Source organism: Mycobacterium gordonae, from assembly GCF_002101675.1.
In the GTDB taxonomy this organism is placed as follows: Bacteria; Actinomycetota; Actinomycetes; order Mycobacteriales; family Mycobacteriaceae; genus Mycobacterium; species Mycobacterium gordonae.
Genome location: NZ_LQOY01000203.1, coordinates 1 through 14102 on the forward strand (window position 1 = coordinate 1; position 14102 = coordinate 14102).

Genomic DNA, 14102 nt, shown 5'->3' on the forward strand with positions numbered 1-14102 from the left:
GCCGCTCCGTCGGTGGCGCCCGCGCCGGCGCCGTTACCTGCTGCACCTCCAGCGCCGGCTGCGCCCCCGGCTCCGCCCGCCCCGCCCTGGCCGCCGACGCCGACGGCACTCGCACCGCCGCCGCCGCCCTCACCGCCGACACCCCCGCTGCCGCCCTGTCCGCCGCGCCCATTCGTTGCGCCGGTGAATGCCGCGCCGCCCTGGCCGCCCTGGCCGCCCTGGCCGCCCGCGGTGCCCGCGCCACCCGTACCGCCGTCACTGGTGCTGGCCGCGCCGTTTCTGCCGCTGCCCCCGTCGCCGCCCTGACCGCCGGCGCCGCCGTCACCGGCGATGCCCTTCGCACCGGCGTGGCCGCCCGGTCCTCCGGCCGCCCCGCCCGCTCCGGCTGCCCCGCCGTGTCCTCCGTTGCCACCCGCGGCCCCGTCTCCGGCGGCAGAACTCGACGTCGCCGCCGTTCCGGCGCCGCCCATCCCGCCCGCGCCTCCGACACCGCCGGCGCCACCGACGCCGCCATCGCCCGCGGCGCCCATGAACAAAGCGCCTTCACCGCCGACGCCACCGCTGCCGCCCGTTCCACCGGCGAAACCGTTGCCGCCCTGCTGAGCTGTCAACCCCGCAACCCCGGCCGCGCCTGCGCCGCCGGCGCCACCAGTGCCCCCGTGTCCACCGTTGCCCGCTAACGTTCCACCGAACCCGCCGGGTCCGCCGCTGCCACCGTGACCCCCGGCGCCAAGGCCGGACGCCCCGCCGGCCAGACCGGCACCACCGGCCCCGCCGGCGCCACCATCGCCGAAGAGGCCGGCGCCGTGGCCGCCCGCCCCGCCGGCGCCGCCAGTCCCGTTGCCGAGGGCGCCCGTTCCACCTACTCCACCCTGGCCGCCATTGCCGAAGAGGAACCCCGCGCTCCCACCAGTTCCGCCCATGGCCCCCGCTCCGCCGGCGCCGCCGGCGCCACCGTTGCCGGTCAACATTCCGCCGCGGCCGCCGTTGCCACCGGCGGCACCGATTCCGCCGGCGCCGCCTTGGCCGCCGCTGCCGAACAGGCCAGCCGCCCCGCCGGCGCCGCCGGCTTGTCCTGCCGCGCCCGGAGCACCATTGCCGCCGTTGCCCACCAGGATCCCGCCGGCCCCGCCGTTAGCCCCGGCCGTCGTCGCATCGGCCCCGTTGCCGATCAACGGGCGACCGAAGATGGCCTCACTCGGCGCATTGACCGCGTCGAGAAGGCCTTGCAGCGGCGCGACGTTTGCCGACTCGGCTCCCGCGTAGGCCACACCGGCACCCGTCAACGTCTGAACGAACTGATCGTGGAACACAGCTGCCTGGGCGCTCAGCGCCTGGTATTCCTTGCCGTAGCTCCCGAACAGCGCCGCGATGGCCGCGGACACCTCGTCAAGTCCAGCCGCCGCGACCGCCGTGGTAGGCAGTGTCGCCAACCCGTGAACGGTGCGCAGCGAATTTCCGATCGAGGCGACGTCGGAGGCGGCGACCGCCAGGCTGTCCGGTGAGAACCACAAACCCATGACGAAATCCCCTCGACGGCAGGGACTCCGGCTCGTGCCGAAGCGAAATTGAGCACACGCTACCCACGTCAGATGTCCGTGTATGCAGTTTTCGCGAACATTGGTGTCGGAGCGCTGGCTCCCTCAAAACTGGTTCCGGCGCATGGCGCACCGGGTCTCGCATGCGATCCGGAAAAAAGTTAGAGTTGAGCGGAACAGACTCAACATTGACGGCGTTGGAGTACGCGAGAAGATTTTTACCTACGCATACGAACGGAGGGGTCGTGGACTCTTTTAACCCGACAACTAAGACGCAGGCGGCCCTGACGTCGGCGCTGCAGGCGGCTTCGGCGGCTGGCAACCCCGAAATCAGGCCCGCGCATCTGCTGATGGCGCTGCTGACGCAGAACGACGGGATCGCCGCACCGCTGCTGGAGGCTGTCGGGGTGGACCCCGCCACGATCCGCGCCGAGGCGCAACGCCTGCTGGACAAGCTGCCGCAGATCAGCGGCTCGAGTTCGCAGCCGCAGCTGTCCCGCGAGTCCCTTGCCGCCATCACCGCCGCTCAGCAGCTGGCCACCGAGATGGACGACGAATTCGTCTCCACCGAACACCTATTGGTCGGGTTGGCCACCGGTGACTCCGAGGTCGCCAAGGTACTCACCGGCCACGGAGCCTCCCCGCAGGCGCTGCGGGAGGCGTTCGTCAAGGTGCGCGGCAGCGCGCGGGTGACCAGCGCCGATCCCGAAGCCACCTACCAGGCGCTGGAGAAGTACTCCACCGACCTGACGGCGCGCGCCAAGGAAGGCAAGCTCGACCCGGTCATCGGCCGCGACAACGAGATTCGTCGGGTGGTGCAGGTGCTGTCCCGGCGTACCAAGAACAACCCGGTACTCATCGGCGAGCCGGGCGTCGGCAAGACCGCCATCGTGGAGGGTCTGGCCCAGCGCATCGTGGCGGGGGACGTGCCGGAAAGCCTGCGCGACAAGACCGTCATCTCCCTTGACCTGGGCTCGATGGTGGCCGGCGCCAAGTACCGCGGCGAGTTCGAGGAACGGCTCAAGGCCGTACTCGACGACATCAAGAACTCCGCAGGTCAGATCATCACGTTCATCGACGAGCTCCACACCATCGTCGGCGCCGGCGCGACCGGCGAATCGGCGATGGACGCGGGCAACATGATCAAGCCGATGCTGGCCCGCGGCGAGCTGCGCCTGGTGGGCGCCACCACGCTCGACGAGTACCGCAAGTACATCGAGAAGGACGCCGCGCTGGAGCGGCGCTTCCAGCAGGTTTTCGTCGGCGAACCCTCGGTGGAGGACACCGTCGGCATCCTGCGCGGGCTGAAGGACCGCTACGAGGTGCACCATGGCGTGCGCATCACCGACTCGGCGCTGGTCGCCGCGGCCACGTTGAGCGACCGCTACATCACCGCCCGCTTCCTGCCCGACAAGGCCATCGACCTGGTCGACGAGTCGGCCAGCCGGTTGCGGATGGAGATCGACTCGCGTCCCGTCGAAATCGACGAGGTCGAGCGCCTGGTGCGCCGGCTGGAGATCGAGGAGATGGCGCTGGCCAAGGAGGAGGACGCCGCGTCGAAGGAGCGGCTGGAGAAGCTGCGCGCCGAGCTGGCCGACAAGAAGGAAGAGCTGGCCGAGCTGACCACAAGGTGGCAGAACGAGAAGAACGCCATCGACATCGTCCGCGAGCTCAAGGAACAGCTCGAGGAGCTGCGCGGGGAGTCGGAGCGCGCCGAACGCGACGGCGACCTGGCCAAGGCCGCGGAGCTGCGCTACGGCCGCATCCCGGAGGTCGAGAAGAAGCTCGACGCCGCGTTGCCCCAGGCTGAGGCGCGCGAGAACGTGATGCTCAAGGAGGAGGTCGGTCCCGACGACATCGCCGACGTGGTGTCGGCGTGGACCGGCATCCCGGCCGGCCGGCTGCTGGAAGGGGAGACGGCCAAGCTGCTGCGCATGGAGGACGAGCTGGGCAAGCGCGTCGTTGGTCAGAAGAAGGCCGTTCAGGCCGTCTCTGACGCGGTGCGCCGCTCGCGGGCCGGGGTCGCCGACCCCAACCGGCCCACCGGTTCGTTCATGTTCCTCGGCCCCACCGGTGTGGGTAAGACGGAGCTGGCCAAGGCGTTGGCGGATTTCCTCTTCGACGACGACCGCGCCATGGTCCGCATCGACATGAGCGAATACGGCGAGAAGCACTCGGTGGCCCGGCTGGTGGGTGCGCCTCCTGGCTACATCGGCTACGACCAGGGCGGTCAGCTGACCGAGGCGGTGCGGCGGCGTCCGTACACGGTGATCCTGTTCGACGAGATCGAGAAGGCCCACCCGGACGTGTTCGACGTGCTGCTGCAGGTGCTCGACGAGGGCCGGTTGACCGACGGCCAGGGCCGCACGGTCGACTTCCGCAACACGATCCTGATCCTGACCTCCAACCTCGGGTCCGGTGGCACCGAGGAGCAGGTGATGGCCGCGGTGCGGTCGGCGTTCAAGCCGGAGTTCATCAACCGGCTCGACGACGTGATCATCTTCCACGGCCTCGAGCCCGGTGAGCTGGTGCAGATCGTCGACATCCAGCTCAAGCAGCTGGACAAGCGGTTGGCCCAGCGTCGGCTGCAGCTCGAGGTCTCGCTGCCGGCCAAGCAGTGGCTGGCGCAGCGGGGCTTCGACCCGGTGTACGGCGCCCGGCCGCTGCGCCGGCTGGTGCAGCAGGCAATCGGCGACCAGTTGGCCAAGCTGCTGCTGGCCGGCGAGGTGCACGACGGCGACGTGGTGCCGGTCAATGTGAGCCCGGACGGCGACTCGCTGATCCTCGGCTAATCAAGTCTTCGGGGCCGGTCGCCCAGCTCGAATTCTCGGGTCTGGGCGCCGGCCTCGACGATTGCACGCAGCAATTCTCGCGTGGCCGGCTGCGCGACGGTCTGGCGCAGCAGTTGGTCTTCGACGCGCAGGCCGGTGGCCAGGTCTCCGTCCGAGGCGGCTACCGCCTCCTTGGCCGCGGCGATGGCGGTAAGCGGGCTCGATGCGATGCGCCTGGCGAGCCGGTCGACAAACCGGCGCAGCTGGTCGGGCGGAAGCGCCCGGGTGAGGTATCCCCAGGTCGCGGCGGTTTCCGCGTCGACGTCCATGCCGCCCAGGATCACCTCCAGCGCCCGCGACCGGCCGACCAGCCGGGGCAGACGCTGGGTCGCGCCGCCACCGGGAATGATTCCTATCGACACCTCCGGATGCCCGAGAACGACGGCGCCCGTCGCGGCGTAGCGCATATCGAAGGCCATCACGAACTCGCAGCCACCGCCGCGGCAGACGCCGTCGATGACGGCGATGGTGGCTTTCGGCAGAGTCCGGACCCGCTCGGTCACGGCGTGGAAGAACGACAGCTCGTCATGCACCGCGAGGTCATCGGCGGGCAGGTCCTGAATCAGCGCGACATCGGCGTGGGCGATGAAGATCTCCGGATCAGCGGAGTCGACGATCAGCACCCGCACCCGGCCGTCGGCGGCGACTTCTGCGAGGAGCCGGTCGATCTCGGTGAGCAGTGCGACATCGAGCAGGTTGATCGGCGGATGGTCGATGGTCGCCCGGCATATCCCATCCGCGCTGGCCACCCGGATGAGCCGGTAATTTTGCTGGGCCACGCTCCCCCTACGCCTCAGTGATTTTCACAAACCCCTGCTGCACCAGTTGGGTGAGCCGGGCCATCGCGTTGCGGTTGATCTTGATGCCGGGAATCAGTTCGGCGTTGCCCCAGCCCATGGCCCGTGCGGTCGCGCCACACAATTCGATCTGCGCGCCCTGGGCGATCAGTCCTTCGATTACCGCCTTGTACGGGTTACCCGTCGCGACGTGCCGGTTGGCGTTGTAGGTCTGATCGTCCAGCGTGACGTGGCCGGCGTTGGTGTGGAACACGACGACGACGTCTGGCTTCACCTTCCAGTCCGCGGCATCGGAGACGACGATGCCGGCGTGGAACAGCACCGCCGGCATGTCGCCCTCAAAGGTCAGTGATGCCACGCTGAACACCACCTTGACCTCGTCGAGTTCGACGGGGACGTCGATGTGCAACGATTCACCAGAACCGGACACTGAGGACTCCTTTCTCAACTTCTGCTACTGAGTTTGTCGGCGTTGCGCGGGCTAAGGCTGGCCGCCGCCCTTCCCGCCGCTGCCCGCGGTGCCGCCGGCGCCGCCGAAGAACCCCATGGACGGGCTGCCGGGACCGCCGGGGCCTCCCGGGAGGCCAAGGAAGCCTAGGCCATTGCCGCCGCTGCCGCCGTCGCCTCCGTCACCGCCGGTTCCGCCGATACCGGTAACTGAGGTTCCGCCGGAACCCCCGATACCACCATTGCCGCCGGATCCCCCCGAGTTGACCTCAGAACCGTCACCTCCGTCGCCACCGGTTCCGCCCTTGCCGCCGTTGCCGCTGACACCCGACGTGGAGCCGCCGCCCTTGCCGCCGTTGCCGCCGGCTCCGCCGATGCCTCCCGGAGCCCCGCTGTTGCTGTCGGAGCCATCGCCACCGCTGCCGCCCTGTCCGCCGATACCGCCATTCGTGCTGCCGTTGCCGTGGCCGCCGGCGCCGCCGTTGCCGCCTGCGCCGCCGCGCGCCACACCGCTCGGGGCTACACCATCAGCGCCGGCGCCGCCGGCGCCGCCACTGCCCCCGATGTCGCCGGCGCCGCCGTTGCCGCCCGTGCCACCCGTCCCGCCGGTGCCGCCGATGGCCCTTCCGGCGGCGCCACCGTCCCCGCCCGCACCGCCCTGGCCGCCGACGCCGTTTCCGCCGTTTCCGCCGTTACCGCCGGCGCCGCCGAACACGCCACTGATGGAACGGGAAGTGCTGAGTCCACCCACGCCGCCGTTGCCGCCTTTGCCGCCGGCCCCCGCGGTGCCGTCACCGCCGGCGCCTCCATTGCCACCGCTGCCGCCGGCGAAGTTTGCTCTGGCGTTGCTGCCGCCGCCTGCATTGCCGCCGTTTCCGCCGGAACCGCCTGTCGCGCCGTGACCTCCGTTGCCGCCGGTGCCACCGCGACCACCTGAACCGGTCGTGTCAGATGAGACGGCAGCACCGCCGTTACCACCTTTGCCACCTGCTCCACCAGCGGCGGCGGCCCCGCCGTCACCACCGCTGCCGCCGTTACCGCCAGCGCCACCCCCACCGAAGGCGCCGAAGATGGTACCGCCGTTGCCGCCGTTGCCCCCACGGCCGGCCGCGGCTGCCGAGCCGTTCGATCCGTCTGCGCCATCGGTGAAACCGGCGCCTCCAGCGCCGCCGAGTCCCCCCGTCCCGGAGTTTCCGCCAGTACCGCCGTCGCCGCCCTTGCCGCCTTGCGTGTTGGTCGAGTCCGTGTTGCCGCCGGCGGCGCCGGTACCGCCGTTGCCCGGGGTACCGGCGTTGGCGCCGTCTCCTCCCGCTCCGCCGATGCCCCTGCCGGCCTGTCCGCCGATACCGGAGCCGCCGCTGCCGCCGTCGCCGCCGCGGCCACCGGCGCCGCCGTTGCCGGCATTGCCGCCATCGCCGCCGTCACCACCATCGGCGCCGGCGCCGATGGTGGTGACGGCGGCGATGGCGGCAATGCCGGCAACGGCGGCGCCGGTGGCCGCGGCGGCGACGGCGGCAGCGGCGGCTCCGGTATCGGCGGACAGGCCGGCAGGGGCATCGGCGGAGCGGGAGGAGACGGCGCCAACGCCGGTACCCCGGGCAACGGCGGTACCGGCGCCGCCGGCGGCAACACGGACTCGACCAACACGCAAGGCGGCAAGGGCGGCGACGGCGGTACTGGCGGAAACTCCGGGACGGGGGGACTCGGCGGCGCTGGAGGCGCCGGTTTCACCGATGGCGCAGACGGATCGAACGGCTCGGCAGCCGCGGCCGGCCGTGGGGGCAACGGCGGCAACGGCGGTACCATCTTCGGCGCCTTCGGTGGGGGTGGCGCTGGCGGTAACGGCGGCAGCGGTGGTGACGGCGGGGCCGCCGCCGCTGGTGGAGCAGGTGGCAAAGGTGGTAACGGCGGTGCTGCCGTCTCATCTGACACGACCGGTTCAGGTGGTCGCGGTGGCACCGGCGGCAACGGAGGTCACGGCGCGACAGGCGGTTCCGGCGGAAACGGCGGCAATGCAGGCGGCGGCAGCAACGCCAGAGCAAACTTCGCCGGCGGCAGCGGTGGCAATGGAGGCGCCGGCGGTGACGGCACCGCGGGGGCCGGCGGCAAAGGCGGCAACGGCGGCGTGGGTGGACTCAGCACTTCCCGTTCCATCAGTGGCGTGTTCGGCGGCGCCGGCGGTAACGGCGGAAACGGCGGAAACGGCGTCGGCGGCCAGGGCGGTGCGGGCGGGGACGGTGGCGCCGCCGGAAGGGCCATCGGCGGCACCGGCGGGACGGGTGGCACGGGCGGCAACGGCGGCGCCGGCGACATCGGGGGCAGTGGCGGCGCCGGCGGCGCCGGCGCTGATGGTGTAGCCCCGAGCGGTGTGGCGCGCGGCGGCGCAGGCGGCAACGGCGGCGCCGGCGGCCACGGCAACGGCAGCACGAATGGCGGTATCGGCGGACAGGGCGGCAGCGGTGGCGATGGCTCCGACAGCAACAGCGGGGCTCCGGGAGGCATCGGCGGAGCCGGCGGCAACGGCGGCAAGGGCGGCGGCTCCACGTCGGGTGTCAGCGGCAACGGCGGCAAGGGCGGAACCGGTGGCGACGGAGGTGACGGTTCTGAGGTCAACTCGGGGGGATCCGGCGGCAATGGTGGTATCGGGGGTTCCGGCGGAACCTCAGTTACCGGTATCGGCGGAACCGGCGGTGACGGAGGCGACGGCGGCAGCGGCGGCAATGGCCTAGGCTTCCTTGGCCTCCCGGGAGGCCCCGGCGGTCCCGGCAGCCCGTCCATGGGGTTCTTCGGCGGCGCCGGCGGCACCGCGGGCAGCGGCGGGAAGGGCGGCGGCCAGCCTTAGCCCGCGCAACGCCGACAAACTCAGTAGCAGAAGTTGAGAAAGGAGTCCTCAGTGTCCGGTTCTGGTGAATCGTTGCACATCGACGTCCCCGTCGAACTCGACGAGGTCAAGGTGGTGTTCAGCGTGGCATCACTGACCTTTGAGGGCGACATGCCGGCGGTGCTGTTCCACGCCGGCATCGTCGTCTCCGATGCCGCGGACTGGAAGGTGAAGCCAGACGTCGTCGTCGTGTTCCACACCAACGCCGGCCACGTCACGCTGGACGATCAGACCTACAACGCCAACCGGCACGTCGCGACGGGTAACCCGTACAAGGCGGTAATCGAAGGACTGATCGCCCAGGGCGCGCAGATCGAATTGTGTGGCGCGACCGCACGGGCCATGGGCTGGGGCAACGCCGAACTGATTCCCGGCATCAAGATCAACCGCAACGCGATGGCCCGGCTCACCCAACTGGTGCAGCAGGGGTTTGTGAAAATCACTGAGGCGTAGGGGGAGCGTGGCCCAGCAAAATTACCGGCTCATCCGGGTGGCCAGCGCGGATGGGATATGCCGGGCGACCATCGACCATCCGCCGATCAACCTGCTCGATGTCGCACTGCTCACCGAGATCGACCGGCTCCTCGCAGAAGTCGCCGCCGACGGCCGGGTGCGGGTGCTGATCGTCGACTCCGCTGATCCGGAGATCTTCATCGCCCACGCCGATGTCGCGCTGATTCAGGACCTGCCCGCCGATGACCTCGCGGTGCATGACGAGCTGTCGTTCTTCCACGCCGTGACCGAGCGGGTCCGGACTCTGCCGAAAGCCACCATCGCCGTCATCGACGGCGTCTGCCGCGGCGGTGGCTGCGAGTTCGTGATGGCCTTCGATATGCGCTACGCCGCGACGGGCGCCGTCGTTCTCGGGCATCCGGAGGTGTCGATAGGAATCATTCCCGGTGGCGGCGCGACCCAGCGTCTGCCCCGGCTGGTCGGCCGGTCGCGGGCGCTGGAGGTGATCCTGGGCGGCATGGACGTCGACGCGGAAACCGCCGCGACCTGGGGATACCTCACCCGGGCGCTTCCGCCCGACCAGCTGCGCCGGTTTGTCGACCGGCTCGCCAGGCGCATCGCATCGAGCCCGCTTACCGCCATCGCCGCGGCCAAGGAGGCGGTAGCCGCCTCGGACGGAGACCTGGCCACCGGCCTGCGCGTCGAAGACCAACTGCTGCGCCAGACCGTCGCGCAGCCGGCCACGCGAGAATTGCTGCGTGCAATCGTCGAGGCCGGCGCCCAGACCCGAGAATTCGAGCTGGGCGACCGGCCCCGAAGACTTGATTAGCCGAGGATCAGCGAGTCGCCGTCCGGGCTCACATTGACCGGCACCACGTCGCCGTCGTGCACCTCGCCGGCCAGCAGCAGCTTGGCCAACTGGTCGCCGATTGCCTGCTGCACCAGCCGGCGCAGCGGCCGGGCGCCGTACACCGGGTCGAAGCCCCGCTGCGCCAGCCACTGCTTGGCCGGCAGCGAGACCTCGAGCTGCAGCCGACGCTGGGCCAACCGCTTGTCCAGCTGCTTGAGCTGGATGTCGACGATCTGCACCAGCTCACCGGGCTCGAGGCCGTGGAAGATGATCACGTCGTCGAGCCGGTTGATGAACTCCGGCTTGAACGCCGACCGCACCGCGGCCATCACCTGCTCCTCGGTGCCACCGGACCCGAGGTTGGAGGTCAGGATCAGGATCGTGTTGCGGAAGTCGACCGTGCGGCCCTGGCCGTCGGTCAACCGGCCCTCGTCGAGCACCTGCAGCAGCACGTCGAACACGTCCGGGTGGGCCTTCTCGATCTCGTCGAACAGGATCACCGTGTACGGACGCCGCCGCACCGCCTCGGTCAGCTGACCGCCCTGGTCGTAGCCGATGTAGCCAGGAGGCGCACCCACCAGCCGGGCCACCGAGTGCTTCTCGCCGTATTCGCTCATGTCGATGCGGACCATGGCGCGGTCGTCGTCGAAGAGGAAATCCGCCAACGCCTTGGCCAGCTCCGTCTTACCCACACCGGTGGGGCCGAGGAACATGAACGAACCGGTGGGCCGGTTGGGGTCGGCGACCCCGGCCCGCGAGCGGCGCACCGCGTCAGAGACGGCCTGAACGGCCTTCTTCTGACCAACGACGCGCTTGCCCAGCTCGTCCTCCATGCGCAGCAGCTTGGCCGTCTCCCCTTCCAGCAGCCGGCCGGCCGGGATGCCGGTCCACGCCGACACCACGTCGGCGATGTCGTCGGGACCGACCTCCTCCTTGAGCATCACGTTCTCGCGCGCCTCAGCCTGGGGCAACGCGGCGTCGAGCTTCTTCTCGACCTCCGGGATGCGGCCGTAGCGCAGCTCCGCGGCCTTGGCCAGGTCGCCGTCGCGTTCGGCGCGCTCCGACTCCCCGCGCAGCTCCTCGAGCTGTTCCTTGAGCTCGCGGACGATGTCGATGGCGTTCTTCTCGTTCTGCCACCTTGTGGTCAGCTCGGCCAGCTCTTCCTTCTTGTCGGCCAGCTCGGCGCGCAGCTTCTCCAGCCGCTCCTTCGACGCGGCGTCCTCCTCCTTGGCCAGCGCCATCTCCTCGATCTCCAGCCGGCGCACCAGGCGCTCGACCTCGTCGATTTCGACGGGACGCGAGTCGATCTCCATCCGCAACCGGCTGGCCGACTCGTCGACCAGGTCGATGGCCTTGTCGGGCAGGAAGCGGGCGGTGATGTAGCGGTCGCTCAACGTGGCCGCGGCGACCAGCGCCGAGTCGGTGATGCGCACGCCATGGTGCACCTCGTAGCGGTCCTTCAGCCCGCGCAGGATGCCGACGGTGTCCTCCACCGAGGGTTCGCCGACGAAAACCTGCTGGAAGCGCCGCTCCAGCGCGGCGTCCTTCTCGATGTACTTGCGGTACTCGTCGAGCGTGGTGGCGCCCACCAGGCGCAGCTCGCCGCGGGCCAGCATCGGCTTGATCATGTTGCCCGCGTCCATCGCCGATTCGCCGGTCGCGCCGGCGCCGACGATGGTGTGGAGCTCGTCGATGAACGTGATGATCTGACCTGCGGAGTTCTTGATGTCGTCGAGTACGGCCTTGAGCCGTTCCTCGAACTCGCCGCGGTACTTGGCGCCGGCCACCATCGAGCCCAGGTCAAGGGAGATGACGGTCTTGTCGCGCAGGCTTTCCGGCACGTCCCCCGCCACGATGCGCTGGGCCAGACCCTCCACGATGGCGGTCTTGCCGACGCCCGGCTCGCCGATGAGTACCGGGTTGTTCTTGGTACGCCGGGACAGCACCTGCACCACCCGACGAATCTCGTTGTCGCGGCCGATGACCGGGTCGAGCTTGCCTTCCTTGGCGCGCGCCGTCAGGTCGGTGGAGTACTTCTCCAGCGCCTGGTAGGTGGCTTCGGGATCGGCGCTGGTCACCCGCGCGCTGCCGCGCACCTTGACGAACGCCTCCCGCAGCGCCTGCGGGGAGGCTCCGTGGCCGGTGAGTACCTTGGCGACCTCGGAGTCACCGGTGGCCAACCCGACCAATAGGTGTTCGGTGGAGACGAATTCGTCGTCCATCTCGGTGGCCAGCTGCTGAGCGGCGGTGATGGCGGCAAGGGACTCGCGGGACAGCTGCGGCTGCGAACTCGAGCCGCTGATCTGCGGCAGCTTGTCCAGCAGGCGTTGCGCCTCGGCGCGGATCGTGGCGGGGTCCACCCCGACAGCCTCCAGCAGCGGTGCGGCGATCCCGTCGTTCTGCGTCAGCAGCGCCATCAGCAGATGCGCGGGCCTGATTTCGGGGTTGCCAGCCGCCGAAGCCGCCTGCAGCGCCGACGTCAGGGCCGCCTGCGTCTTAGTTGTCGGGTTAAAAGAGTCCACGACCCCTCCGTTCGTATGCGTAGGTAAAAATCTTCTCGCGTACTCCAACGCCGTCAATGTTGAGTCTGTTCCGCTCAACTCTAACTTTTTTCCGGATCGCATGCGAGACCCGGTGCGCCATGCGCCGGAACCAGTTTTGAGGGAGCCAGCGCTCCGACACCAATGTTCGCGAAAACTGCATACACGGACATCTGACGTGGGTAGCGTGTGCTCAATTTCGCTTCGGCACGAGCCGGAGTCCCTGCCGTCGAGGGGATTTCGTCATGGGTTTGTGGTTCTCACCGGACAGCCTGGCGGTCGCCGCCTCCGACGTCGCCTCGATCGGAAATTCGCTGCGCACCGTTCACGGGTTGGCGACACTGCCTACCACGGCGGTCGCGGCGGCTGGACTTGACGAGGTGTCCGCGGCCATCGCGGCGCTGTTCGGGAGCTACGGCAAGGAATACCAGGCGCTGAGCGCCCAGGCAGCTGTGTTCCACGATCAGTTCGTTCAGACGTTGACGGGTGCCGGTGTGGCCTACGCGGGAGCCGAGTCGGCAAACGTCGCGCCGCTGCAAGGCCTTCTCGACGCGGTCAATGCGCCGAGTGAGGCCATCTTCGGTCGCCCGTTGATCGGCAACGGGGCCGATGCGACGACGGCCGGGGCTAACGGCGGGGCCGGCGGGATCCTGGTGGGCAACGGCGGCAATGGTGCTCCGGGCGCGGCAGGACAAGCCGGCGGCGCCGGCGGGGCGGCTGGCCTGTTCGGCAGCGGCGGCCAAGGCGGCGCCGGCGGAATCGGTGCCGCCGGTGGCAACGGCGGCCGCGGCGGAATGTTGACCGGCAACGGTGGCGCCGGCGGCGCCGGCGGAGCGGGGGCCATGGGCGGAACTGGTGGGAGCGCGGGGTTCCTCTTCGGCAATGGCGGCCAGGGTGGAGTAGGTGGAACGGGCGCCCTCGGCAACGGGACTGGCGGCGCCGGCGGGGCGGGCGGCCACGGCGCCGGCCTCTTCGGCGATGGTGGCGCCGGCGGGGCCGGTGGTGCCGGTCTGGCCGGCGGGGCGTCCGGCCTTGGCGCCGGGGGTCACGGTGGCAGCGGCGGACCCGGCGGGTTCGGTGGAACGTTAGCGGGCAACGGTGGACACGGGGGCACTGGTGGCGCCGGCGGCGCAGGCGCGGCCGGGGTTGCGGGGTTGACAGCTCAGCAGGGCGGCAACGGTTTCGCCGGTGGAACGGGCGGCAGCGGTGGCGTCGGCGGTGAAGGCGCTTTGTTCATGGGCGCCGCGGGCGATGGCGGCGTCGGTGGCGCCGGCGGTGTCGGAGGCGCGGGCGGGATGGGCGGCGCCGGAACGGCGGCGACGTCGAGTTCTGCCGCCGGAGACGGGGCCGCGGGTGGCAACGGAGGACACGGCGGGGCAGCCGGAGCGGGCGGGGCGGCCGGAGGACCGGGCGGCCACGCCGGTGCGAAGGGCATCGCCGGTGACGGCGGCGCCGGCGGTCAGGGCGGCGACGGGGGCAGCGGCAGAAACGGCGCGGCCAGCACCAGTGACGGCGGTACGGGTGGCGCGGGCACCGCGGGCGGCCAGGGCGGCCAGGGCGGCCAGGGCGGCGCGGCATTCACCGGCGCAACGAATGGGCGCGGCGGACAGGGCGGCAGCGGGGGTGTCGGCGGTGAGGGCGGCGGCGGCGGTGCGAGTGCCGTCGGCGTCGGCGGCCAGGGCGGGGCGGGCGGAGCCGGGGGCGCAGCCGGCGCTGGAGGTGCAGCAGGTAACGGCGCCGGCGCGGGCGCCACCGACGGAGCGGC

The 14102-nt window shown here is 70.8% G+C and carries 10 protein-coding genes; 5 read left to right on the forward strand and 5 right to left on the reverse strand.

Annotation, left to right across the window (positions count from 1 at the left end; all coding sequences use genetic code 11):
• The coding region (locus AWC08_RS25490; RefSeq protein ID WP_142283808.1) for a PE family protein at positions 1-1520 on the reverse strand (1520 nt) is incomplete at its 3' end.
• Positions 1521-1783: 263 nt separating this feature from the next.
• Here AWC08_RS25490 and clpB (AWC08_RS25495) point away from each other — a divergent pair.
• Complete coding sequence (gene clpB, locus AWC08_RS25495) at positions 1784-4330, forward strand: ATP-dependent chaperone ClpB (protein ID WP_065133300.1); 2547 nt, start codon at positions 1784-1786, stop codon at positions 4328-4330.
• On the opposite strand, the gene AWC08_RS25500 is transcribed toward clpB (AWC08_RS25495), so the two are convergent.
• The 3 genes from AWC08_RS25500 to AWC08_RS39890 are packed head-to-tail and all read right to left on the reverse strand — an operon-like array spanning position 4327 to position 6364.
• Positions 4327-5148 carry an enoyl-CoA hydratase/isomerase family protein gene (locus AWC08_RS25500; protein WP_069435478.1) on the reverse strand — a complete coding sequence of 274 codons (822 nt, stop codon included), beginning with the start codon at positions 5146-5148 and terminating at the stop codon, positions 4327-4329. The two genes, clpB (AWC08_RS25495) and AWC08_RS25500, sit on opposite strands and share 4 nt — an antisense overlap.
• A 7-nt stretch (positions 5149-5155) precedes the next feature.
• The gene (locus AWC08_RS25505; RefSeq protein WP_065133326.1) at positions 5156-5596 is read right to left on the reverse strand and encodes a DsrE family protein; all 441 of its coding nucleotides are present in this window, start codon (positions 5594-5596) and stop codon (positions 5156-5158) included.
• A 51-nt stretch (positions 5597-5647) separates the two neighbouring features.
• On the reverse strand, positions 5648-6364 hold the full coding sequence (locus AWC08_RS39890) for a hypothetical protein (RefSeq protein WP_159460024.1): 717 nt from the start codon (positions 6362-6364) through the stop codon (positions 5648-5650).
• A 474-nt stretch (positions 6365-6838) separates the two neighbouring features.
• Here AWC08_RS39890 and AWC08_RS39895 point away from each other — a divergent pair, with 474 nt between their 5' ends.
• Genes AWC08_RS39895 through AWC08_RS25530 form a run of 3 tightly spaced genes read left to right on the forward strand, consistent with a single transcriptional unit; the run spans position 6839 to position 9776 of the window.
• On the forward strand, positions 6839-8455 hold the full coding sequence (locus AWC08_RS39895) for a hypothetical protein (protein ID WP_159460023.1): 1617 nt from the start codon (positions 6839-6841) through the stop codon (positions 8453-8455).
• Between the two features lie 51 nt (positions 8456-8506).
• A complete protein-coding gene (locus AWC08_RS25525; RefSeq protein ID WP_065133326.1) occupies positions 8507-8947 on the forward strand; it encodes a DsrE family protein in 441 nt (146 codons plus the stop codon).
• 7 nt (positions 8948-8954) lie between these two features.
• On the forward strand, positions 8955-9776 hold the full coding sequence (locus AWC08_RS25530) for an enoyl-CoA hydratase/isomerase family protein (RefSeq protein ID WP_069435478.1): 822 nt from the start codon (positions 8955-8957) through the stop codon (positions 9774-9776).
• Here AWC08_RS25530 and clpB (AWC08_RS25535) read toward each other — a convergent pair.
• Positions 9773-12319 (reverse strand): ATP-dependent chaperone ClpB, encoded by a 2547-nt coding sequence (clpB, locus tag AWC08_RS25535; RefSeq protein ID WP_065133300.1) that lies wholly within the window; start codon positions 12317-12319, stop codon positions 9773-9775. The genes AWC08_RS25530 and clpB (AWC08_RS25535) overlap by 4 nt on opposite strands.
• A gap of 263 nt (positions 12320-12582) precedes the next feature.
• On the opposite strand from clpB (AWC08_RS25535), the gene AWC08_RS25540 reads away from it, so the two are divergent.
• On the forward strand, positions 12583-14102 hold a 1520-nt coding region (locus tag AWC08_RS25540; protein WP_142283808.1), incomplete at its 3' end, for a PE family protein.